The organism is Microbulbifer agarilyticus (genome assembly GCF_020171345.1).
GTDB lineage: Bacteria > Pseudomonadota > Gammaproteobacteria > Pseudomonadales > Cellvibrionaceae > Microbulbifer > Microbulbifer agarilyticus_D.
In genome coordinates this window covers 728,746-751,374 of the sequence record NZ_JAIUZM010000001.1, presented here as the reverse complement: position 1 = coordinate 751,374, position 22,629 = coordinate 728,746, and the positions used below count along the sequence as shown (strand labels likewise).

Genomic DNA, 22,629 nt, shown 5'->3' with positions numbered 1-22,629 from the left:
CCTTTTTGCTGAGGTAAAAACGCCGGGCATCGCCCGGCGTTTTTGTTTGTTCAATTCACTAGGCCATTTAGGAGCCAGAGCCGGTCAGGAGTCGGAGCTGGTTTCCGTCTGCTGCGGCTGCATCAGTCCGCCAATACCAAGATCCTGCAGATAACCCTGCAGCTTTTCTTCGATCTGCTCCGGACTCTCCATTTTCAGTACCTGCTGCAGCAAGCGGTCCAGATCCGACTTGTTGACCTCGCGCAGGGCAGCCTTGACCCGCGGCAAGTTGGTTGCATTCATCGATAGCACATCGTAGCCCATGGCGACCAACAGCAGCGCACCACCGGGCGACCCCGCCAGCTCACCACAAATGCCCACCTTGGTGCTCGTCTCGTGGCAGGCGGTAACCACCTGCAGCAGTGCCTGGAGTACCGCCGGGTGCAGGCTGTGATAGATACTCGCTACCCGGCTGTTGTTGCGATCCACCGCCAGCAGGTACTGGGTCAGGTCGTTGCTGCCGACGGACATAAAGTCGACCCGTTTGGACAGTTCGCGGGCCTGATAGACCGCGGAGGGGACTTCAATCATGATTCCCAGCGGAGGCCGCTTGATGGCATAGCCCTCGTCCAGCAACTCATCGTAGGCGCGATCCACCAGTTTGCGTGCCGCTTCCACTTCGCTGACCCCGGTCACCATGGGCAACATGATGCGCAGGTTATCCAGTCCGAGGCTTGCCTTCATCATGGCGCGTACCTGGCCGAGGAAAATTTCCGGGTGGTCCAGTGTTACGCGAATACCGCGCCAGCCAAGGAAGGGGTTGGTTTCCTCAATGGGGAAATAGGTGAGGGCCTTGTCGCCGCCGATATCCAGCGTGCGCATGGTCACCGGGCGCGGGGCAAAAGCCTCCAGCTGCTCCCGATAAATCTCTCGCTGTTCTTCTTCCGATGGGAAGCGATCCCGCAATAGGAATGGCACCTCGGTACGGTACAGGCCGACACCCTCAGCGCCACGCTCTAGCGAGCGCACTACATCGGCCATCAAGCCGGTATTTACCCACAGGCGTATACGGTGTCCGTCAGCGGTTTCCCCCGGTAGTTGCGCCAGGTGGTCCAGGTTGCGCGCGAGCTCGCGCTCTTCGGCGACAATGGCCTCGTAATGGCGGCGCAGTTCGGAGCCCGGTTGCAGGTGCAGGTTGCCACGATAGCCGTCGACGATCATATCCACGCCGTCGACTTGTTCCCAGGGCAGATCCTGAGCCCCCATGACCGCGGGGACTCCCATGGCCCGGGCGAGAATGGCTACATGACTGTTGCCGGAGCCTTTTACCGACACCAGTCCGGCGAGCTTTTCACGCGGTACGTCTGCCAGTACCGAGGCGGTCAGTTCCTCGCCGATCAGAATGGTGTTGTTCGGGTAGTCGCGCTGACTCTGTTCCTGTTGGCGCAAGTGCATCAATACCCGCGCGCCCAGATCGCGCACGTCGGCGGCACGGTCGCGGAAATACGAGTCGGACATGGCCTCAAAGCGGCGTACATGCTCCAGCATCACTTCCGCCCAGGCGCGGCTGGCGGTCAGCTTCTGGCGAATGCGCTCGCACACCTCCACCGCGATGGAGCTGTCGTCGAGCATACTGATGTAGGCATCGAACAGGGCCCGCTCTTCCTTGTTGAGCTCGCCCTTTAGGCGCTCCCCAACCTCGCGGATTTCGCTGCGGGCGGCAGATAATGCCTGCTGGAACAGGGCCAGCTCCGCATCCACATCCATGGCACAGGCGAAGGGTACGGTGGCCAGGTTGGCCGGCGGTGCGACGATATGGGCACGGCCAATGGCAATACCCGGGGAGGCGGCAAGGCCGCTGAATTTCGCTTCATTGCGCTGCTGGCCCATGGTGGCGAGGGCGCCAGTGGCTTCCGCGTGGGCGATAACGCCGGCGAGCTGTGCGGACAGGGTGACAAGAAAGGCTTCTTCGCCTTCGTCAAAGCGGCGGCGCTCGGCCTGCTGCACCACGAGCACACCGAGAACAGAGCGGTGGTGAATGATGGGGGTGCCAAGGAAGGCGGAGAATCGTTCCTCGCCGGTCGCGGGGAAGTACTGGAACGCCGGGTGTGCTTCTGCGTGTTCCAGATTAATCGGCTCCTCGCGGGTGGCCACGTTGCCCACCAGGCCCTCACCGGGCGCCATGTGCACCTTGCCGACCGCGTCTTGATTCAGGCCCTCGGTGGCCATCAGTACGTAGTTACCAGAGTGTTTATCGCGCAGGTACACCGAGCACACGCGCGTTTGCATAACGTCGCGCACGCGGCGGACGATAATGTCCAGCGCCGAGGGCAAGTCCCGGGCGGTATTAACTTGCTGAACGATACTGCGTAATGATCCGAGCAAAATGGCTTTCCTCGCCGTATTGTGGAGTCAGTCTGGACTGTCTCCGTCGCTGGCTTGCGCGTTTATGGCGCGGTGCCCGCTTGTCCTTGGGGCCCCGCAGCCGCAGGGTTACTGGTCGCGCTTCAGCCAGCGTCTTTCCAATTGTATTTGCGTAGGCGCCAGCTCCGTAAGAGCGCGCCGGTAAACCTCGCGTTTGAAGGTCACCACTTTGGTCAATGGGTGCCAGTAACTCACCCACCGCCAATGATCGAACTCCGGTTTGTAACCGTTGTTGAAGCTGATGTTGCTTTCCTCTGCATTGAGCTGCAGCAGGAACCATTTTTGCTTTTGGCCGATACACAGGGGTTCCGAGCGGCGCCGCACCAAGCGTTGCGGCAGGCGGTAGCGCAGCCAGCCGCGGGTACAGCCCAGCATGGTGACCTGGCTACGGGTCAGGCCAATCTCCTCGTAAAGTTCCCGATACAGTGCCTGCTCCGGGGATTCGCCCGGATTGATGCCGCCCTGCGGAAATTGCCACGCGTCCTTGCCGCCTACCCTGCGTGCCCAGAGAGCCTGGCCGCGCGCATTCAGAACAATGATGCCAACATTCGGGCGGAAGCCCTCGCTGTCGATATTGCTGCTGTTGTCCGAAGTCGCACCAGTATCTGCCGCCGGTTTGCGCTGGGTCTTGTTGCCGCCAGCGCGGTCGTTGCGCGCGGAAGATCTGGTGGGTTTGCGGCGGTTTTTTCGCCCGGCGGGTGTGTGCTTGCCGTCGCCCAAAATACCGTCCTCAATCTTTGCGGTGCAGTAATCGGTTGCCGAACTCATCTCGACCAACCGTCCGGGCGTAACACACCCAGCGCACCATAATGTTCTGCATTGTTCCACAGCGGTCGAATTACGGCAATTCAGTGATGGCAGTCGATGTATCCCAGCAGTCGGCAGGGTAAACTCTCCCGCCCTCGGACAGGGAAAGCCACTAACGGTGTGGGTACCGCTGTTTGGCCCTGGTTGCGATTGAATTGGCGCGCAAATATTGCGTCAGGGCGCCGTGGGCGCCAGCAGTGCCCTATAGTCAATAAAGGAGAATTTTGTGCAGTTGGCGATTTTTGACCTCGACAACACATTGATTGGTGGCGATAGCGACCACGCCTGGGGCGAGTTCCTGGTGGAACGTGACTGTGTGGACGGGGAGCGCTTCCGCAGCGAGAACGACCGCTTTTACCGGGACTACCAGCAGGGTGCCCTGGACATCTTTGCGTATCTTTCCTTTGCACTGGAGCCATTGGCCCAGCTGTCGCGCGGACAACTGCAGAACCTGCAGCACGAGTTTATGCAGGAAGTCATTGGTGATATCTGGCTACCGCACGCGGAAACCCTGATTCAGCGGCACCGCGAAGCGGGCCATCACATCATGATTATCACTGCCACCAACCGCTTTGTGGTGGAGCCGATTGTTGCGCGCCTGGGGGTGGATACCCTATTGGCCACCGAGCCCGAAGAAGTGGACGGCAAGTTTACTGGCCAGGTGGCGGGGCAGCCCTGTTTCCAGGAGGGCAAGGTGTTGCGTCTGCAGCAGTGGCTCGACGCTTATCCCCAATATGCCAAGGGACAAAAGTGGTTTTATAGCGACTCCATCAACGATTTGCCCCTGCTAAAGCAGGTAGAGTTCCCCGTTGTGGTGGATCCCGATAGCCGGCTGCGTGAGGAGGCACTTACCCGCGGCTGGAAAGTGATCAGCCTGCGCGGTGACTACGAAGATTTTGCCAGTGCAATGGATTGGTAAAACGCATCGCACCGAATTGTTCAATTTCACAGTAAACACAGGGTCTTAGGGTTTGTTTGTGCAGATAAAAAACGCAGTACCCGGGATATGTTTTTATCAGGGAATGTTTGCAAAAAATCTTTCAAGTGGCGTAAAGCGGCTGTCTCAGGTGTTCATACTCGGTGGCTTATTACTGGCAAGTACCGGGTGTGAGCGTGAGCCGGAAGCAGGCGCCGCGCAGGAGGATGTTTCTGCCGCGCCGGTGCAGGCGGTGAATGCTGCTACCGCCAATGCCTACTCCGAGGAATACTGGCAGGCTGGCCAGGCCCAGGTCATTGATGCGCAAGCCGCAACGCAGGCCCTGGATCGCGCGGTCACCCAGCTACTGATGGCGCCCACAGACGATCATCTGGAGTCCGCCAAGCTGGCCTGGCTGGATGCGCACCGTGAATTTTCCGCGGCGCTGCCGTTTATTAAGGTGGCGTTTGCGCCTTCACCGCTGCAACAGCAAGGCCAGGACTTGCTGATGGGGCTGAACAGCTGGCCGGTACAGGCTGGCTATCTGGATACCGTGCCCGGCTATTCCACTAGTGGCATCGTGAATGACACCGCCATTGAGTTGACCCTGGCCAATTTGCGCAAGCAGCACCGACTTACCGCCCACGAGGAAGCCAGTACCGGCTTTCACGCCCTGGAAATTATGCTCTGGGGCCCCACCGGCGAGCGCTCTGCCGATCAGTTTGCCGAGTCCAGCGGGGGCGAGGAGCCCAAGGCTCAGGCCTCGAATCGACGCCGAGAATTGACTCGACTGATTACGCAGGGCATCAGTGAAGATATGTCGCAACTGGCCAATCGCTGGCCGGTTACCGCCAATGACCTATCCCGCTATTATCTGGCCCGTGAACCCGTAGCGCGGCTGCAGTGGATTCGCCGTGCCCATGTTGACCTTCTGCGGGATGAAATTTTGCCGCGGGTGCCTGAAAGCTCCGAGAGCGATGTGGAAAGTGGTTTGGCGGCAAACTCCAAACAGGCGCTGCTGGCCATATTGCGCAATCTGCAGGTGGCTTGGCTGCCGGGTGAGGGCTCCGGGCTGGCAGACATGTTGCTGGACCAACATCAGGCTGCGGCGCTGACGGAGACCTTTGGGTTGCTGGAAGCGCGTTTGCTGAAAATGGAAGATCCAATCGAGCTGGCGGAGCCGGCAGAATTGCAGCGTAGCCGCCAGCAAGTGGAAAAACTACTCGGGCTGATTTCTGGAGACACCAAGGTGCCGGCACGGGAAGAGGACATGACCCCGGTGAGTGTGACCTTGCCGGAGGAGTGAACACTGGCGAAGTATTTACTCGACGTGAAACGCAAAAAACCCAGGCAAAGCCTGGGTTTTTTGTTTCCCGGTTAATTCCGGGGTTGGGCGCGGCCACTCGCTTACCAGCGACGAACCGGGCCGGTGTCTACGTGTACGAAGTTACTCTTCGGATAGTAACCCACGCCACCTGCTTTCAGGTCGAGCGCCGCTTTGCGCACTTTAGACAGGGCGACACCCGGCATGCGGATATCCAGTGCCATGCCTCGGGTGTGGTAGCTGCGTCGCGCCACACCACGGCCAGCTGCGCGGAGCTTGGCGTTGGTCTTGGGAGAGCGGTATCCGGAGATAATCTCGATCTCACCGTTGTAGTTCAGTTTTTCCTTGATCTTGTACACGATGTCGAACAGTTTCGGATCCATGCGTGTTACTTCATTGGCGCGGTGATCGCGCAGCAGTCGGTTAAACTGCTTCAGGCCGCTACCGTCGTAGTCGCCATTTGCCCAGAAGGCCGTGTTCAGGCGCTCACCGGTGTGCAAATTACGCATTTTCAGGTTGCGCGACTTGCCCACTTTTGCCATTGCGGGGCCGGCTGAAACCGCCGCCGCGGTTGCTGCAGAAACTGCTAAAAACCTGCGTCTGGAAAGTTCTTTCATACCCTGTTACCGCCTTTGGTGTCGTCGTGAGTTGTGCTTTCAATAAGCCTCTAGTCTTCGAGAAGCGTCCGGTGCTTTTCGGTATGGGCACACTGTACAAAAAATAACCTTTGGTTACAAATCGATCAGCGGTAATGAGGAAATGATTGGAAAACGGACTGGCGATTTTTTTCTACCACGCTAGGTACTTCGGATTTTTTTTGCTGTGTGCAGGTTGCTGATCCCCAATTTTTTAGTGACAACGCTGTCATTGTTGGAAAATTATTTTTCTGTGACCTGAAAGTTCCAGATAAAGGGTTCCTCAGGGGGGTAGGCTGGGAGTACGTGAAAGCTGCCCTGATCTTATGCTTGAGTGCCCTTTTTACAGAGGGGGGGGCGGGTGGGAGGGCCAATCCATCCCCGCAAGAGAGCCAACTATTCGCCATCAGAACCAATTCGGTGCAGTCCGTCGAGCAAGGGGGCCCAGAAAAAGGTGAAGTTCAGGCTGAATGTACTCATCTTGATGTCTTCTGGCGCATTGTCGTCAAGCGTTGATTGGTACCCGAAACTAGCCACCATGTTTCGTGTGATCTGTGTGCTAATCGTTGCGCCAACACTGGAAAAACTTTGGCCGTCGCTCTCTACCGGTCCCACTTCCGAATCACCCAGCTGCAAGTAGGTGTAGTCCAGTGATATCCAAATATCATCGTTGAGGTCATGGGTAAAATGCATGGCCAGGCTAGAGCCGGGGTCAGTACTTTGGGTCAAATCACCATTAGGGCCAAAATCGTCGTTGTCCCCATACAGGATTACCGCTGGAATGACTTCTAGTGAGGTGCGATGGCCCGGAGCCCAAACGTCGCCAATCTGGAGGATCATGGGGAATCCAACGCGTCCCCAGACGCGGTTCATCCCCATGTTTATTGCCTCTCCCTCATTGTATTCACCGATCGGGACACTGAGGTCTATCAAGATATCCATGGAAAAGCCGGGGTTATACCGGAGAGCGTCAGGCAAAGTGCGCTGGGGATCGGGGCCGATAAGGTTCATATTGAATTCGAAGAACGGATCGCCAAAGCCATTCGCCGATGCGTCTGTGGGTTGCTCGGCTCCAGCCGTACTGCGAATGGACAGATCACCCATGGGTTGCAAGTACGCCAATTGGGCCGACCGACCGAAAAAGGAGAAGTTTCTGGCGTAACCCGCCATTACCAGATTGCCGTCGATTTGCGCATCAGCATTGACCGCATAAGACGGATCCAGCGGATTTACATTGCCATCGATACTTATCCCGAGAATGGGGATGAAATTCGTACCTACCAGTGTCTTGTGGTAGAAGCGAGGTGGCAGTGAAACAGCATTCGCGGAGACAGAAACCAGCATACAAATCAGCGCGGCGATGAACAGGCCTGGAAGTTTGTCAGCTTTGATTAGTCTTCGATTCATAGTGTTTATCCTCGCTCCTATTCTTTCGGCTCTGCGAGCATTTCAGGCGGTGGATGATACTGTTGTCGATACAGGCCCGGCGGGTAGTTGTCGAACTGGGGGAATCTCAGGGGTTTGTTCCACCATAGGCTTTCAGAGATTGCACGGTTCGGTAAGATAATGTTGTTGTTGGGCATGTATTGATTTTCATAGAGCGATATCAGCTCTTTGAGTATTTCAGGATGAACGGCTGCAAGGTCGTGACGTTCTGCCCAGTCTGACTTGAGATCGTAAAGCTGCCAGTTCCCTGTACCGTAGGGTGGCCAGTTGTTTAGTATTTTCCAGTCTCCCTTGCGCAGGGCCATGGCGCCCATGATTTCCCAGCCTATCCAGTCGTCCTCGTCTCGAACATGTTGCGCAGGATCTCGAAGCATCCCCAGCCAACTCTTTCCAGAGGTATCGCCATTGGGAAATTCTTGCCCTGTGAGCTCCGTCAATGTCGGCATTATGTCACTGACATGCATGAAATCGGTTCGAATGGTGCCGCCGATATGCTTGCTGTCTGGCATTTTCACAATCAGTGCATTGCGAATGCCACCTTCTGATGGAAAAGACTTGTGTCCGTAAAATGGGGTGGCTGAGACTTGCGCCCAACCAGCGCCGTATTCGGGGTAGGAATTGGGCGTGCCTAGGACATTAATATGGTGCTCTTGAGACCAGTGTTTCGCACGAAAGATATTATTACTCAGGCCGGAAGCTGTAATTGCTTCGAAAGTGTTGTTTCCTTCCGGCCCATTATCGCCAAAGAAAATAATAACGGTATTTTCATACTGGCCGATCTCTTTCAGGTACTCAAGGAGCCGACCAATGTGGTAATCCATATTGTTCATCATTGCCGCATACAGTTCCATGTGCCTGCCGAGAGTAGCGAGCGTGATGGGGGCGAGAACTTCAGAATCTGGTAAATACCAATAGCGTTCGGCCAGTTCGGAATTTTCGGGTAGCAGGCCTAGCGCTTGCTGTTTTGAATAACGAGCCCGATGAAAATAAGTCCAGCCTTTGTCGTATTTGCCCTGATACTTGCTTCGCCACGGTTCATCTATATGGTGAGGATCATGAGGTGCTTGGTATGCTAGATAAGCAAAAAATGGTTTACCATTACTACGGCCTTCTTCGATGAAGGAGATCATCTTGTCCGTATAAGTTTTGCTGGAATAATAGTCCTTTGGTAGGCGGGTCAAGTATTTACCATCTTCGGTAAACATGAGCTTTGGATTGTCCGTGTACAGATTTGTCATGTCGTAGTGACTGCCGTGGCTATCCAACATAACGAAGTCTCTATCGAATCCTCTCGATGTGGGAATTAATTCGGGAAAACGTCCCAAGTCCCATTTTCCCGAAACATAGGTGTTATAACCGGCCTCCTGCATAATGTTTGCGAGGGTTTTGTAATCGGGCAGAAGCCACCCCTCATAGCCACGCTTGCCCTGCTGGTTAGGCGCCGTGAACAGTGTCATAGTGCCGGCGCCGGCTATGTGATGATCCAGTCCTGACATCAGCGTAACCCGTGTGGGAGTACACATCGGATTGGTGTAGAAGTTTACGAAGCGCACACCCTCTCTAGCGATTTGATCTATGTTAGGTGTCTCGATCTCGCCGCCGAAAGCTCCCGTATCGGCCCAGCCCATATCGTCCGACAGTATGATCAGAATATTCGGTTGCTGTTCCTCCGCAAAGCTGGATAAAGGTAATAAGAGTATGAGCAGTGAGGTGGCAAGTATCTGTCGAAAGACCGGCCTGTGGCAGAAACTCATTTGTAATCTCCGGGCTCAATCGGGCGCTACTGTTCAGTGCAGAGAAATAAATTAATTTTGGTAATTTTTTCAGTCATGTTTGCGAATCCAGTCGATGACCATCGCGGTAAATTCTTCGGCTCTATCTTGGTAGCAAAAATGCCCGCAGCGCTCGAAAATATGCAATTTTGCATTGGGCATTCTCTGCTGGATTCGCACGGCATTGTCAGGAAGGAGGATTGCGTCCTCATCTCCCCAGAACAGCAGTGTGGGTGACGCGATACTCTCGAGGAGCGGGTCGACGGTTGCCAGGCTTTCAGGATAGCTCTTAAACCAATGTAGCGCGGCGCCAACCCTCCCTGAATAGGATTTCTTGTAATCCGAAAGTTCAATATCGTTGGGGCAATAATTTACGTAGCAGATTCGGCGTCCGGCTTCCACGAGCGCTCCTGCTCCGGCAATACGGAAAATCAGCCGCCAGAAGGGTGACTCCACCATCTTATGGATAATGCTGGCATTGGACGACGGGCTGATGGCGGGGCCATCCCCAACGATAATACTAGCGATTTTTTCATCATATGTGCCTGCGTAATAGAGGATTGCTGGCATGCCTACATCAGGCCCGAGAAGGTGTGGGTTCTCGATATTGAAGTGTTGAATCAGGCTGTTGAGGAAGTTGCCCTGTGCACGGAAACTCATGAATTCCTTCCCGCCTTCACTATGGCCGAACCCAGGCATATCAAATGCATAAAGATGGAATTCTTTTGCTAAACGTGACCATATTGGCGCGTAGGCAATTATGCTCTGCGGAAACGGAGCGAGCATTACGAGCGTAGGTTTGTCGCTGGAGCCGACATGTGCATATCGAATTTTTACATCATGAACGATTTCGTACTGCAGAGGCATGGCGGGCGGTGCGAAAAATGTTGGACGTTCGCTGTAGCCATTTTCTTTACGAACTTTGTTCAACCTTGGGATTTCCGGGGTTACCTGTGCCAATATATTGGCGTTAATTCGATCGAGAAAGTTGATGGTTGATAGTGATTCGGACTTTTTCATCTAAATGTTCTCCCCGTTGGTGCCGTGAGTCCCCCCGGAGAGTCACGCCAGTGGATATGAGCTGGGAGAGAAGTGAAACTCTCATTATCAATTAAAAATAATTTAGTAGCGGACAATGGCGCTTCCTAGGTGCTTATATTAGCGTTTCCCGAAAGTGCGCCTCCCCATTTCCCTAAAAGTAACGCGCCAAATTGTTTAGGAGGGGTAGCAATATGCGACTGGTCATTTGTTTTATAGGGTTTTATCGGATTTGATGGGAGTAAGTTCAATGCGTCCAGTAGTCAGCTCTACAGTGAGATCTGTGCCGTTCTTAATTATGTGAACTTTAAAGCCTCCAAAATACTGGCCGGGAAACTTGCCGCGTACCCTTCCTGATAGTAGCGTCCATGCAATTTTTGGATGGTAATGCGAGGACGCTGGTAGTAGCTCCCAAAAAACCGCCGAAGCAGGGTGCTTTGCGAGTGTGCTAGCGGTCCCGGTGATAAATGTCCGGGCGGAATTGGACTTGGCCCAGATGATCGACCCAAGCGGTGAGGTAGGTAATGAAGAGCTTCGGCGGGTTTTTCACCTTGATTGTGAGCGATTCATCCCCCGTGGTTGCCTGTGCAACCCGGGTTCTGTCCCATCCCTGGCTGCCCAACAGGGCGTAGGCCAGCTCTTCCGGCTGCTGGAGCCGGATGCAGCCGTGGCTGAAGGCTCGATCACGTTGCTCAAACAGACTTTGCGCCTGGGTGTCGTGCAGATAAATGGCCTGCTTATTGGGGATAACAAATTTGACGCGCCCCAGCGTGTTACCGGGGCCGGCGATCTGGCGTAGGGTCGCTTTACCCCGGGCCGCACTCTCGATACTTTTTTCGCTGATCGGGGTAGTGGTATTGGTGCCGTAGCGGATCACGCGATAGCCGCGTTTGTGCATGGCTTCGGGAAAATTCCGCGCCTTCGGGAGCAGGTCGGTGAGCAGAATGCTGCGCGGCACCGTCCAGGTGGGGTTGAATACCACCGATACCACCCGGGTGTTCAGGTCCGGGGTACGTTTGCTGCTTTTGCCCACCACGGTTTTCATGGTGAGTACTACCTGCTGGTCATCGATGAGCTGCAGCTGATAGTCCGGCACATTGACAAAGATATAACGGTTGCCCGGTTTGGCGGGTAGCTTGTCCCAGCGTTCCGCATTGATTTCGAGAATTTCCGCCAGTTCTTGCGGTGGTCGTGACAGTGCTTCCAGCGTGATGCGGTTGGCAGTGCCGGTTACTTCGATCCCGTGGCGGCGCTGATAAGACTCCACCGCGCGTTGCAGGCCCGCATCAAAACGATCGTCGGCCGACTTGGCGGATGCGAGCGGCCCCAGTGGGCCTTGATAGTCCCCATATAGTTTCAAGATGGCGCGCAGTTGCGCCACTCTTGGCCCCTGGTCACCGGCGCGCAGGGGTGTGCCGGCATCGATAGGCTGCCAGTGCTGCGCCAGGGTCCGGTAGCGCACCGCTTCTTCGCGCAGCGCATTGCCGGCGGAGGCGAAATTGATGGCTCTGTTTGCCGCGGCCACTGTTGGCGGTGTGTTTTGTTGCTCGGCTTGTGCCCCCGGTAATTCGATATCGGGCGCGATCGTGTTTGCGCTAGCCGTTTCTTGTTGCGCAAGCGCACTGAGGGGGAGCAGGGCACAAAAACCCACGACCGCCAGCGCGTGCCACTCACACATGCTGAGATTGGGCGGCTTGGTATTTTTCAGGCGTTTGTTAATGCACATCGAACTCCCCCCACTGTCACTCTGCGGTGTTCTTGTCGAGCTGGTAAATGTCCGGGCGAAAGTTCAGTAAGCCTTCCTCATCCACCCACGCCGTCCAGTAGACAATATGTACCGGGATTGGCTGGTCCAGTTCTACGGAGCGAGTGCGGCTACCGGTGGTGAATCTTGCCAGCCGCTCCTGATCCCACTTGCCCGGTCTGCCTTGATCCGCGAGCACAATCTGAGCCAGTTCCCGCGGTTTTTGCAGGCGCACACAACCGTGGCTAAAGGCGCGCTGGTTGCGCCCGAAGAGTTCTTTCTTCTGCGTGTCATGCAGGAAAATGGCTTGCTGATTAGGGATGATGAATTTGAAACGTCCGAGGGCGTTCCCCTCGCCACCCCGCTGTCTCAGGGCTACACCACCCAGGCGCAGAGCGCGTAGGTTGGCACCGCTGAAGGGGACGGCTTTGCCGCGATTGTTGACTAGCCGGTAGCCTCGGGACGTTAAAGTGCCGGTACCTTTGGGTAACAGTTCCTTGAGGGCGATACTGCGCGGCACCGTCCAGGTGGGGTTGAATACCACTCGGGTCATGCGGGTGCTCAACCGCGGTGTCTGGTGCTTGGTCTTGCCCACCACGACGCGCATCTGGTACTGCTCTTGCTCGTTTTCCATCAGGCGCAGGGTGTAGTCGGGAATATTCACCAGCAGATAGCGCGGCCCCAAATCTTTGGGGGTTTGCTGCCAGCGCGCCAGATTGGCTTCGAGGGTCTCGAGGCGTTTTTTGGGGGAAGTATTCAGGGCGTCACGGGTGCGTTTGTCGACGACGCCATCGGCGCGCAGCCCGTGCCGGCGTTGGAAGCGTTCAACGCCCTCGCGCAGTTGTTGATCGTAAAGATCAGCAGAGGGCTTTGTTTTGTCGATTGCTCCCGCGGTGTTTTGCATGGTCGCCGTTGCCATGTCGGACGACAACGTCAAATCGCCGTATTGCATCAGCAGGCTGCGCAGTGCCTTGACCCGCTCGTCACGCACTCCGGGCGCCAGTGGTTGCCCCGCAGGCAGCGGTTGCCAGCTACCGGTGTTGCTGAGAGATTGGTAGCGTGCCAATTCTTCGCGCATCAACGCGTACTGGCGGCCGTAAGGCGTGTAGGGACTGTAAGAGGTGTTTTGGTTAGAGTTTGCGGAATCTTCCGCGCGTGAATCTTTCCGGGCACTTTGTTGGGCCGTCGGGGCTGGCTGTTCCGTCTGATCTTTTTGGTTTGGTGTTGCTTGTGCAGGCTGTTCCAGCGCAATCGTGTCGACTGACAGCGACAATAGCATTGCCGCACTTAAGGTGACCGGATATCCCAACTTGTTGCCCATCGCTGACCCCTGTCTGTGCCGGGGCAGCTGGCTCGGCCCCTATTGCCAATCAAAGACAGCGCGCAAAATGCGAGCGCTGCGCCTTAATTGGTAATTTGTGACCGGAATGGCGGCAAATACGATTGGGGTATGCGGATTGAGGTTGTCCGGTGGTTTAGGAATATAGGGAGCCTGAATCGGCCGGGTGGATCCTTCACCCGGCGCTTTCATGGGCAGTGAGAGAAGTTTCAGAACTGGTTTGCGGTGAGACCGTCCTTGCCGTAGATGTCCGGGCGGAAGTGCATACGCCCGTCGCCATCGACCCAAGCGGTCCAGTAGGTCAGGTACACCTTCACGTTCTTGCTCATGCGTACCTCGGTGGTGTCGTCACCGGTGGTCAGCTGCTCAATGCGGTAGCGACTCCAGTCACCGGGCTCGTCCTGCAGCAGTACCTCGGCCAGCTGGCGGGGTTTCTCCAGGCGAACACAGCCGTGGCTATAGTCACGATCGGTCAGGCTGAACAGGCTTTTGGCGCGGGTGTCGTGCAGATAGATGTCGTCGGAGTTCGGGATCTCGAACTTGATCCGCCCCAGAATATTCTGCTCGCCGCCCTTCTGGCGCATCAGGAAGCCACCGGCGGCTGCGCGTTTGAGGTTCTGCGAGTTGAGCGGCAGGTATTCGCCGCTACCATTCACCACGCGGTACCCAAGGTTTTCCATGCCGTGCGGGTTGGCGCGCGCCTTGGGCAGAATCTCGCTCACCAGAATGCTGCGCGGTACCGTCCAAGTGGGGTTGAACACAACGCGGGCCACGCGGGTGTTGATTTCCGGGGTCTGGTGGACCTTCTTGCCCACCACCACATTCATTGACAGCTTGACGCGGTCCTGCTCCACATAGTTCAGGCGGTACCCCGGGACATTGACCTGAATAAAGCGGTCGCCCAGGTTGGCTGGCAGTTTCTCGCGGCGACGAATATTGGTTTCGATAATGCGCGCACGGGCGGAAGGCGAGATGTTCATACGCTGGCGGGTCTGCTTGCCAACAATGCCATCGGGTTTCAGGCCGTGACGTACCTGGAAGCGTACCACCGCATTGTGCAGGCGCTGGTCAAACTTCTTGCTGTTGATATCGTCACCGAAGCCGTAATAGTCCCCGTACACCGTCAGCATATTGCGCAGGTGAATCACATTCGCGTGCTTGGCGCCGAGGGTCATCGCCGGACCGGCGGGCAAGGGGCGCCAGCGACCGGAGGCTGCCATATTGCGGTAGCGGGCGAGCTGCTCGCGCAAAGCCTGCGCATCGTTGCCAAACGGGGTGTTTTCCTCGACATACAAGCCTTCGCCATGGGACGGGGTCAGGCCTGAGCCTTCGTCCGCCAGGCTGCGGAAGCGGGGCATTACGCGTGGGTATGCGCGGTTCGAGGTATACGGGCGTGGATAGCTGCGGGTGGAGTAGCGAGCGCTGTGGCTGGGGGCATAACGAGAGCCGCTGCTGTACACCGTACGTCCCTGGGACGAGCGCTGGGTATAATAGCGCGAGCGATTTACCGTCTTGCTGCCGCGGTTGTAACCGCGGAAGTATTGGCGCCCGGAATGGCTGCCGTAGCTGTTGTTGGCGAGCTGCAGCCCGTCGAGCAGGGTGTCTGTGTCACTGCGCTGGCTTACCATCTGGAAGCCGCCCTCGGTGGCGTTGACCGGGGTGATGTGCTTGTCGCGCATGCGCAACCGCGGATGGTGCTTTGGCGCCTTGGGACGCAACTTGTCCAGCTGGGTGTCCTGCGCATAAGAGATAAATGCGTCGGTCAGTAAGACGTCGAGTACCGCGGCCATTTGCAATCGTTGCGGGGTGTCGCGCAGTGTGCGGTCGAAGTAACCCAGGTGATAGCGGTAATCCACCATACTGCTGGGGTTGCCAGAGCTTGATGCCGTCAGCTGCTTGAGCAGGTCGTTCGCCGTATCGCTGAGACTGTAGTTATCAAACCACAGCAGGCGGTAATCCGTGCGACGGTAGATGCGGCGCACGGCAATCGGATTAAAAATGGGATCCTGAGCGGGCCACGCATCCGGATTGTTCTCCAGCCAGTTCACCAGGTGCGGGCGCACGGCATTCTCCGGCAGTACCGGGACCGTTTTCTGATTGGCAGTGAAAGCGTAATAGAGGGCAAACACGCACAAACTGCCGAGGAAAATAAGCGGCAGGATCGATTTGCGTTTGCGACGCTCTGGAATGAAATATGACATGGTACCTCAGCGATACTGCAGGGCGCCGGTTTACAGTGCGGAAGCCGGGGCCCGATCGTTCATACCTTCCCAACCTTCGGCGCGCCTCTCCTCGAAAAACCGGTGAAAGCGTTCACCGTCAGCGCACCTTAGTCGAGCATCCCGCGCGACCTTCCTTTTATTAAAGCGAATCGAGAGAACGACTTGCGCGTATCTCAACGTCCGCCTGCCTGTGCACTTAAGTATGGCAACAAATGCGAAATTTGCTTGGCGTTAGATTCATTTAATCTTGTGTCGCTGGCGCGATGCGGATTGTGGCCTTAGCAGGCAGGTAGATTCAGGCGAAAATGGCGCGTGGCACCACTGCGCTGACCATTTTCGTAGCCCTGTTCCCAAAACTGGATGCCGCCGTCCCGATCCACCGCGACCAGCGAGCTGACGCGAGTACCGTAGCCCGTCGACAGCGGTGTCCCGGGTGGTGCATCGCCATCGAGAATACGCACGAAAATTGACGACAGCGCACTTTCCAGGGCTTCGCCCACACCGGTATCGGGTAGCTCATCAACTGGTGCCCGGCGCGTGTCGGCCAGCAGATTCAGCGCCGGGGTCACAAAGCTGTTTTCATCCAGTGTGTTGGGCAGTTCCGCGGTGAGCTTGGACAGCGCAGTGCAACCATGAATGACCTTGGGCCAGGGGGAATCTGGTGCGCCATTGGAAATTCCATGCACTCCTGCGGTAATCGCAAAGGGCTGGTGGCGATTGCCGGCGCATACCAGTGCCGGGTTATGGTCGTCGCTGAGCCGGCGGGCATCGAACAGCAGAGAGTTGAAGCCCCGGTAGCGCGATCCCTCAATGCCCTGAGCGAAGGCGCTGGGTGTCTGTTCACCAGTCAAAAAATTGACCGGAATCTCTCCGCGAGACAGTGCGTCGGACGGCTCCGGCACATGAGGTTCGCGCATATTGGTGACTGCGGCGACCCTTCCGTTCGGTGCGACCCCGAGCCAGGTCCCACCGGCCTCAAGATCGCGACCGGCGGTGATCGGTTGGTCATGCCAAGGCCCCGCGGCTTCCGTGGCACGGGCATAGAATTCATCCCGGTTGGCCAGCACAAGGAACGGAAACTGGGGGTGTTGGCGGTAGGCGATCAGTAGTAGGCACATGGAAATTCTTCTCCGGGATAATCCCGGGCTTTTACTGGCAACGGGTTTCCAACCATAATAACGCCCACTTTCCATAACCGCGGTTTCAGCATGCTGACGTACCCCGAGATAGATCCCGTTGCGGTGGCCATTGGGCCACTCAAGATTCACTGGTATGGCCTGATGTACCTTGCCGGCTTCGCTGCGGCCTGGTGGCTGGCCATGCGCCGGGCGCAGAAACCCTGGTCGCCGGTGATCAAGTCTGAGGTTGAGGATCTGATCCTGTTCTGCGCCATCGGTGTAGTGGTCGGTGGCCGCCTCGGATACATGTTCTTTTACAACTTCAGCGAGTTGCTGGCCCATCCGCTCAGCCTGTTCAAGGTGTGGGAAGGGGGGATGAGCTTCCACGGCGGGCTGATCGGTGTGATGCTGGCGGCCACTATTTATGCGCGCAAGATCGGTACCACCTTCCCGGCGCTGATCGACTTTGTCGCCCCATTGGTTCCGATAGGCCTCGGTCTGGGGCGTCTTGGCAACTTTATCGGCCAGGAGTTGTGGGGGCGTGAGACCGATGGGCCCTGGGGCATGGTGTTCCCCCACGATCCGGAATTGCTGGTGCGGCATCCTTCTCAGCTTTACCAGGCCTTCCTCGAGGGCTTGGTGCTGTTTGTGGTGTTGTGGATCTATTCCAGCAAGCCGCGTCCGCGCCTGGCGGTCGGCGGCCTGTTTATTCTGCTGTATGGCGTTTTCCGCTTCCTAGTCGAGTTTGTGCGCCAGCCGGATGTCGGCATCGAGGTGATGTTCGGTTGGATGACGCGCGGCCAGCTGTTGTGCCTGCCGATGATCGTGGCCGGTATCCTCATTCTGGTGTGGAGCTACCGCACCCAGCCGCTGCCGGAAGGGCGCGGTCAGGACGAGGATGGCGGTAATAAGCCCACGGGCGACAGCGCAAAGAGTAAAGGCAGCGCGAAACTGAAAAGAAGCTCTGCCAAGTAAGTGATTTCAAGAATACGCAATTAGATGAAACAATATCTCGAATTGATGCGCCATGTGCGCGACAACGGCACGCTGAAGAGCGACCGTACCGGTACCGGCACCCGCAGTGTTTTCGGCTATCAGATGCGCTTTGATCTGGCGGAAGGTTTTCCGCTGGTCACCACCAAGAAGTGCCACCTGCGCTCCATCATTCACGAGCTGCTGTGGTTCCTGAAAGGCGATACCAATATCGGTTACCTGAAGGACAATGGGGTGCGTATTTGGGACGAATGGGCCACCGAAGAGGGTGATCTGGGACCGGTATACGGCTACCAGTGGCGCTCCTGGCCGACCGCGGACGGGCGGCATATCGACCAGATCAAGGATCTGGTGCAGCAACTAAAGACCCGTCCGGACTCCCGTCGCCTGATCGTCAGCGCCTGGAACCCCTCCGATTTACCGGATGAGGGCGTGTCACCCAGCGCCAATGCGGCGGCCGGAAAAATGGCGCTGGCACCCTGTCACGCCCTGTTCCAGTTCTATGTGGCGGACGGCAAGTTGTCCTGCCAGCTGTACCAGCGCAGTGCCGATATTTTCCTCGGGGTACCGTTCAATATTGCCTCCTATAGCCTGCTTACGCTGATGCTGGCACAGGTTTGTGGCCTGCAGCCCGGTGACTTTGTTCACACTTTTGGCGATGCGCACCTGTATTCCAACCATATGCAGCAGGTGGAGGAGCAGCTTTCCCGTCAGCCCCTGCCCAAGCCGCAAATGGTGCTGAATCCCGCGGTGAAGGACCTGTTCGAGTTCCGTTTTGAGGACTTTGAGCTGAAGGGCTACGAGGCCTATCCGCATATTCCCGCGCCGGTGGCGGTGTGATGGGGGCGTCCAAGACGCCCATTGCCATGATCGTGGCAATGGCGCGCAATGGCGCTATCGGCCGCGAGAATACCCTGCCGTGGCGTATCTCCGGGGACCTGCAGTTTTTCAAGCGCACCACCCTGGGCAAGCCAGTGGTGATGGGGCGCAAGACCTTTGAATCCATCGGGCGTCCGCTGCCCGGTCGGCAGAATATCGTGATCACCCGCAATAGTGCGTGGCGCGCTGACGGTGTGGAGGTGGTTTCTTCGCTGGAAGCTGCGATCACCCTCGCGGATGCCGCCGCGCAGCAGGCGGGGGTGACTGAACTGATGGTCATCGGTGGGGCTGAGATTTACCGCCAGGCCCTGCCGCTTGCCCAACGCCTGTATGTGACGGAAGTGGATGCTGACGTCGACGGGGACGCATTTTTCCCGGATATCGACAAAACCTGGAAAGAGGCCTCGCGGGACTGTTACCCGGCCTCGGAACGGGATGAATACAACTACTGCTTAGTCCAGTACGACAGGTTTATTTAAATACGATTTGACCAAAAAACATACTTTCGGGTAGATTTGGTCAAATGTTGCACAGTGTGAGTGGCTGCAAATGTGTGCATCAGACCCGCGGGTGTTACCCGGGTGTTACCGTGCTACACAGGCGGCTCGACGTAGTCAATCGGCATTTGAATAATCAAATCGGCTGTTTACAATGTGCGGCTCTTAGCTGTCTTCAAACCAATAAACTACCGCGTTGTGGCAGCTAATCCATCGCGACCATGTTGTGAAATATTGAACCCACTGGGGGGTCTAATGAAAACCAAGCGATTCATGGCTGTGGCGCTGACCACTGCGCTGTCTGCCGGCGCACTGTACGGTAGCGTAGCCACTGCGGATACAATCGACACCGTTCTTAAGGTTGGCCAGCAGAAAACTGCCGCCGCAACTGCATCTCAAAAGCGCATCGACAAGATCGCTCAGGAAACCTCTGACCTGCTTCAGCAGTTCAAAGTTGTGAACAAAGAGATTGACGGTCTGCGTGTATACAACCGTCAGCTCGAAAAGCAGCTGGCTAACCAGCTGACCGTGATCAAGGACCTCGACGAGTCCATCGATCAGGTAACCGTTATTGAGCGTCAGATCCAGCCGCTGATCCTGCGTATGCTGGACGGTCTGGAGCAGTTCATCGAACTGGACGCACCGTTCAAGCTGGCTGATCGTAAAGCCAACCTGGCAGCGGTTAAGAATAATATGGACCGTTCCGATATCACTGTAGCGGAGAAATTCCGTCAGGTACTGGAACTGTACAACTTCGAATCCGAATACGCGCGTAAGATCGACAGCTACGGCGATACCCTGAACGTGAACGGTCAGGACCGCGAAGTAAACGTACTGCAGATCGGTCGTATTGCTCTGGTAGCTCAGACTACGGACTCCAAAATCTCCCTGGCCTACGACAAAGAGCAGAAAGCTTGGGTTGAGATTGATTCCGGCGACTACCGCCGCGCGATCATGCAGGGTCTGAAAATCGCCAAGAAACAGGCCACTCAAGAAATCATGACTATGCCGATTCCGGCTCCGGAGGCTGCACAATGAAAACCTCTATCGCCAAACGCGTACTAGCGGTTGCAGCCGCTGGCCTGTTCAGCGTTTCTGCTGTTGCACAGGACAAAGCTTCTAACCTGGACCAGCTGCTGAAGATGGTACAGAGCTCCAAGGTTGCGGAATCTGCCGAGCACAAGAAGCGCGAAGCCGACTTCCGTCGCCAGAAAGCCAACCAGGGCTCTCTGCTGCGTCAGGCTGAGAACACTCGTACTTCTGAAGAAGCCCGCTCTGCGGCGCTGGAAAAGAAGTATGAAGAGCAGGAGCTGCTGGTTCAGCAGAAGCGTCAGCAGCTGGACGAACGTCTGGGCTCCCTGAAAGAGCTGTTCGGCCACCTGACCTCCACCGCGGGCGACCTGCGTGCAAACATGCAAACCTCCCTGGTTTCTGCACAGTATCCGGGCCGTGCCGAGTTCCTCGATCAGTTGATCGACAAAATGAACTCCGCGACCAAGCTGCCTACCATCCAGGAAATCGAGCGTCTGTGGTATGAAATGCAGCGCGAGACCGTGGAAGCGGGCAAGGTTGTTAAGTTCAACACCACCGTGATCCTGCCGGCAGGTGAACAGGTTGATCAGGAAGTTGTACGTGTTGGTAACTTCAACATTGTTTCCAACGGCAAGTACCTGGAAATGAACGACAACCAGAAGCTGGCCGAACTGATTCGCCAGCCAGACGGCAAGTTCCAGAGCATGGCTTCTGATCTGCAGAGCGCCACCAGTGGTTTCTCTCCGTTCGGTGTTGATCCCACCGGCCCTACCGGCGGTTCCCTGCTGAAAGCACTGATTGCAAGCCCGAGCATGGTTGAGCGCTGGCACCAGGGTGGCCCGGTTGGCTACATCATTACCTCTGTTGGTGTGTTTGCAGTGCTGCTGGCTATCTGGCGTCTGATCGTACTGTCTGGCGTAAATGCTAAGGTTAATGCCCAGCTGCGTTCCTCTACTCCGAACACCAACAACCCGCTGGGTCGTGTTCTGTCCGTAGCGGAAGAGAACAAAGGTATCGACGGTGAAACTCTGGAACTGAAGATGGAAGAAGCGGTGCTGAAAGAGCGTCCGGCCATCGAATCCGGCCTGAACCTGCTGAAAATCATTGCCATGGTAGCCCCGCTGCTGGGTCTGCTGGGTACCGTTGTTGGTATGATCATTACCTTCCAGGCGATCACCATCTTCGGTGCGGGCGATCCAAAAGCAATGGCTGGCGGTATTTCTGGTGCTCTGATAACCACCGTTCTGGGTCTGTGTGTTGCGATCCCAACTGTATTGCTGCACACCATCGTGAACGGCCGCGCCAAGCGTATCCTGCACATCCTGGACGAGCGCAGTGCCGGTATCGTTGCAGAAAACGCTGAGCGTAAATAAGAGGAGGCGGCAACATGCACGCATTGAATGACGCATGGGCCGCCGTCAACGCCTTTATGGCGTCGGGCGGGCCAGTACTACTCCTGATCGCCGGCCTGACCTTCTTCATGTGGACGCTGATTTTCGAGCGGTTCTTCTACTTCAAAGGTAGCCTGAAGAGTGATGTACAGGGTGCTGTGGATACCTGGGAAGCGCGCCCCGAGCGTAAATCCTGGAATGCCCACCAGATCCGTTATTCGCTGATTTCTCAGGTTTCCGAGAAGATTCAGAGCAATATGGACATGATTCAGACCTGTGTTGCCCTGGCGCCGTTGTTCGGCCTGCTGGGTACCGTTTGGGGCATGATCAATGTGTTCGAAGTTCTCGCGATTACCGGCGGTGGTGATGCGAAGCAAATGGCCAGTGGCGTATCCATGGCGACCATCCCGACGATGGCCGGCATGGTAACCGCACTATCTGGGGTGTTTGCTAATACCTATATCACTCGTACCGCTGAGCGTGAAACCCAGCTGCTGGAAGACCATCTGACGATGGATCACTAAGGCACCACGATAGCGTCGCCGGGGTGGTGAAAACTGCTCTGGCAGCCAAGAAGGTTTAGCCAACAAGTGAGCTTTCATCTGTACTTAGTGCGATGGAAGCTCCGGGCCAAATCTCGCTATTAGCATTTTGCTAGAGAGAGTTGCAATGAGCAGAAAAAAGAATACGGCTGAAGAGGAAGGGCAAGCGATTGACCTCACGCCCATGCTGGACGTGGTGTTTATCATGCTGATCTTCTTCATCGTCACCGCGACCTTTATTAAGGAGCCGGGTGTCGATGTAATTAAGCCGGAAGCGACAACCGCTGATCTCAGAGCCGCCTCTATTCTGGTAGCGATTAACGACAACAATGAAATCTGGATTGCCAAAGAGAAGGTAGATGACCGCCTGGTGAAAAACACCCTTGAGCGGCTCTACGCGGAAAACCCCAAGGGGTGGTTGGTGATTCAGCCCGATAAAAAGGCGAGTATCGAGAAGGTTGCCCTGATCGCGGATGCGGCCAGAAAAATCGGAATCGATAAAGTGTCGGTCGCTACAGAGAAGAGTTAACA

Annotated in this window: 18 protein-coding genes and 1 pseudogene; 9 read left to right on the top strand and 10 right to left on the bottom strand. The window is 56.4% G+C overall.

Going from position 1 to position 22,629, the window contains the following annotated elements; all coding sequences use genetic code 11:
- Positions 1 to 84: 84 nt before the first annotated feature.
- Entirely contained in the window at positions 85 to 2,364 is a 2,280-nt protein-coding gene (gene ptsP / locus LCM31_RS03035; protein WP_224867444.1) for a phosphoenolpyruvate--protein phosphotransferase, read from the bottom strand.
- Positions 2,365 to 2,472: 108 nt separating this feature from the next.
- Positions 2,473 to 2,976 (bottom strand): RNA pyrophosphohydrolase, encoded by a 504-nt coding sequence (locus tag LCM31_RS03030; RefSeq protein WP_224868648.1) that lies wholly within the window; start codon positions 2,974 to 2,976, stop codon positions 2,473 to 2,475.
- Positions 2,977 to 3,436: 460 nt separating this feature from the next.
- On the opposite strand from LCM31_RS03030, the gene LCM31_RS03025 reads away from it, so the two are divergent.
- Together LCM31_RS03025 and LCM31_RS03020 are read left to right on the top strand one after the other, a co-directional pair.
- The gene (locus tag LCM31_RS03025) at positions 3,437 to 4,129 is read left to right on the top strand and encodes a histidinol-phosphatase (RefSeq protein ID WP_224867442.1); all 693 of its coding nucleotides are present in this window, start codon (positions 3,437 to 3,439) and stop codon (positions 4,127 to 4,129) included.
- A gap of 103 nt (positions 4,130 to 4,232) precedes the next feature.
- Positions 4,233 to 5,432 carry an imelysin family protein gene (locus LCM31_RS03020; protein ID WP_224867440.1) on the top strand — a complete coding sequence of 400 codons (1,200 nt, stop codon included), beginning with the start codon at positions 4,233 to 4,235 and terminating at the stop codon, positions 5,430 to 5,432.
- A 101-nt stretch (positions 5,433 to 5,533) separates the two neighbouring features.
- Here the strand turns inward: LCM31_RS03020 and LCM31_RS03015 are convergent, their stop codons facing one another.
- The 8 genes and pseudogenes from LCM31_RS03015 to LCM31_RS02980 all read right to left on the bottom strand — a co-directional run bounded on the left by LCM31_RS03015 (position 5,534) and on the right by LCM31_RS02980 (position 16,764).
- Positions 5,534 to 6,067, bottom strand: a complete 534-nt coding sequence (locus tag LCM31_RS03015) for a DUF882 domain-containing protein (RefSeq protein ID WP_224867438.1) — start codon at positions 6,065 to 6,067, stop codon at positions 5,534 to 5,536.
- 414 nt (positions 6,068 to 6,481) lie between these two features.
- Positions 6,482 to 7,492 carry a transporter gene (locus LCM31_RS03010; RefSeq protein WP_224867437.1) on the bottom strand — a complete coding sequence of 337 codons (1,011 nt, stop codon included), beginning with the start codon at positions 7,490 to 7,492 and terminating at the stop codon, positions 6,482 to 6,484.
- Positions 7,493 to 7,509: 17 nt separating this feature from the next.
- Entirely contained in the window at positions 7,510 to 9,285 is a 1,776-nt protein-coding gene (locus LCM31_RS03005; protein ID WP_224867435.1) for an arylsulfatase, read from the bottom strand.
- Between the two features lie 69 nt (positions 9,286 to 9,354).
- Complete coding sequence (locus LCM31_RS03000; RefSeq protein WP_224867433.1) at positions 9,355 to 10,323, bottom strand: alpha/beta fold hydrolase; 969 nt, start codon at positions 10,321 to 10,323, stop codon at positions 9,355 to 9,357.
- A gap of 466 nt (positions 10,324 to 10,789) precedes the next feature.
- Complete coding sequence (locus tag LCM31_RS02995; RefSeq protein ID WP_224867431.1) at positions 10,790 to 12,067, bottom strand: L,D-transpeptidase family protein; 1,278 nt, start codon at positions 12,065 to 12,067, stop codon at positions 10,790 to 10,792.
- Between the two features lie 16 nt (positions 12,068 to 12,083).
- Complete coding sequence (locus LCM31_RS02990; protein WP_224867429.1) at positions 12,084 to 13,406, bottom strand: L,D-transpeptidase family protein; 1,323 nt, start codon at positions 13,404 to 13,406, stop codon at positions 12,084 to 12,086.
- A 434-nt stretch (positions 13,407 to 13,840) separates the two neighbouring features.
- Positions 13,841 to 15,625 (bottom strand): annotated as a pseudogene (locus LCM31_RS02985) (L,D-transpeptidase family protein); the annotation flags it as partial.
- Between the two features lie 299 nt (positions 15,626 to 15,924).
- Positions 15,925 to 16,764, bottom strand: a complete 840-nt coding sequence (locus LCM31_RS02980) for an NRDE family protein (RefSeq protein WP_224867425.1) — start codon at positions 16,762 to 16,764, stop codon at positions 15,925 to 15,927.
- 90 nt (positions 16,765 to 16,854) lie between these two features.
- Here LCM31_RS02980 and lgt point away from each other — a divergent pair, with 90 nt between their 5' ends.
- The 7 genes from lgt (at position 16,855) to LCM31_RS02945 (ending at position 22,627) form a co-directional block, all read left to right on the top strand.
- Positions 16,855 to 17,739: a prolipoprotein diacylglyceryl transferase gene (gene lgt, locus LCM31_RS02975; RefSeq protein WP_224867422.1), complete on the top strand. Its 885-nt coding sequence runs from the start codon at positions 16,855 to 16,857 to the stop codon at positions 17,737 to 17,739.
- 24 nt (positions 17,740 to 17,763) lie between these two features.
- Complete coding sequence (locus LCM31_RS02970; RefSeq protein ID WP_224867420.1) at positions 17,764 to 18,597, top strand: thymidylate synthase; 834 nt, start codon at positions 17,764 to 17,766, stop codon at positions 18,595 to 18,597.
- Entirely contained in the window at positions 18,597 to 19,115 is a 519-nt protein-coding gene (locus tag LCM31_RS02965) for a dihydrofolate reductase (RefSeq protein ID WP_224867417.1), read from the top strand. The genes LCM31_RS02970 and LCM31_RS02965 overlap by 1 nt, the downstream gene beginning before the upstream one ends.
- Positions 19,116 to 19,388: 273 nt before the next feature.
- Positions 19,389 to 20,171, top strand: a complete 783-nt coding sequence (locus LCM31_RS02960; protein WP_224867415.1) for a DUF3450 domain-containing protein — start codon at positions 19,389 to 19,391, stop codon at positions 20,169 to 20,171.
- The gene (locus tag LCM31_RS02955; RefSeq protein WP_224867414.1) at positions 20,168 to 21,538 is read left to right on the top strand and encodes a MotA/TolQ/ExbB proton channel family protein; all 1,371 of its coding nucleotides are present in this window, start codon (positions 20,168 to 20,170) and stop codon (positions 21,536 to 21,538) included. The genes LCM31_RS02960 and LCM31_RS02955 overlap by 4 nt, the downstream gene beginning before the upstream one ends.
- Before the next feature lie 14 nt (positions 21,539 to 21,552).
- Positions 21,553 to 22,080: a MotA/TolQ/ExbB proton channel family protein gene (locus LCM31_RS02950; protein WP_224867412.1), complete on the top strand. Its 528-nt coding sequence runs from the start codon at positions 21,553 to 21,555 to the stop codon at positions 22,078 to 22,080.
- Between the two features lie 145 nt (positions 22,081 to 22,225).
- Entirely contained in the window at positions 22,226 to 22,627 is a 402-nt protein-coding gene (locus LCM31_RS02945) for an ExbD/TolR family protein (RefSeq protein ID WP_010131795.1), read from the top strand.
- Positions 22,628 to 22,629 lie beyond the last annotated feature (2 nt).

Excerpts from the sequence above, each read along its gene's own strand:
- lgt (WP_224867422.1), top strand. The coding sequence starts at position 16,855 with ATGCTGACGTACCCCGAGATAGATCCCGTTGCGGTGGCCATTGGGCCA.
- LCM31_RS02980 (WP_224867425.1), bottom strand. The coding sequence starts at position 16,764 with ATGTGCCTACTACTGATCGCCTACCGCCAACACCCCCAGTTTCCGTTC.
- LCM31_RS02970 (WP_224867420.1), top strand. The coding sequence starts at position 17,764 with ATGAAACAATATCTCGAATTGATGCGCCATGTGCGCGACAACGGCACG.
- LCM31_RS03010 (WP_224867437.1), bottom strand. The coding sequence starts at position 7,492 with ATGAATCGAAGACTAATCAAAGCTGACAAACTTCCAGGCCTGTTCATC.
- LCM31_RS02965 (WP_224867417.1), top strand. The coding sequence starts at position 18,597 with ATGGGGGCGTCCAAGACGCCCATTGCCATGATCGTGGCAATGGCGCGC.
- LCM31_RS03000 (WP_224867433.1), bottom strand. The coding sequence starts at position 10,323 with ATGAAAAAGTCCGAATCACTATCAACCATCAACTTTCTCGATCGAATT.
- LCM31_RS03015 (WP_224867438.1), bottom strand. The coding sequence starts at position 6,067 with ATGAAAGAACTTTCCAGACGCAGGTTTTTAGCAGTTTCTGCAGCAACC.
- LCM31_RS02945 (WP_010131795.1), top strand. The coding sequence starts at position 22,226 with ATGAGCAGAAAAAAGAATACGGCTGAAGAGGAAGGGCAAGCGATTGAC.
- LCM31_RS02950 (WP_224867412.1), top strand. The coding sequence starts at position 21,553 with ATGCACGCATTGAATGACGCATGGGCCGCCGTCAACGCCTTTATGGCG.
- LCM31_RS02990 (WP_224867429.1), bottom strand. The coding sequence starts at position 13,406 with ATGGGCAACAAGTTGGGATATCCGGTCACCTTAAGTGCGGCAATGCTA.
- LCM31_RS03020 (WP_224867440.1), top strand. The coding sequence starts at position 4,233 with ATGTTTGCAAAAAATCTTTCAAGTGGCGTAAAGCGGCTGTCTCAGGTG.
- LCM31_RS02995 (WP_224867431.1), bottom strand. The coding sequence starts at position 12,067 with ATGTGCATTAACAAACGCCTGAAAAATACCAAGCCGCCCAATCTCAGC.
- LCM31_RS03005 (WP_224867435.1), bottom strand. The coding sequence starts at position 9,285 with ATGAGTTTCTGCCACAGGCCGGTCTTTCGACAGATACTTGCCACCTCA.
- LCM31_RS02955 (WP_224867414.1), top strand. The coding sequence starts at position 20,168 with ATGAAAACCTCTATCGCCAAACGCGTACTAGCGGTTGCAGCCGCTGGC.
- LCM31_RS02960 (WP_224867415.1), top strand. The coding sequence starts at position 19,389 with ATGAAAACCAAGCGATTCATGGCTGTGGCGCTGACCACTGCGCTGTCT.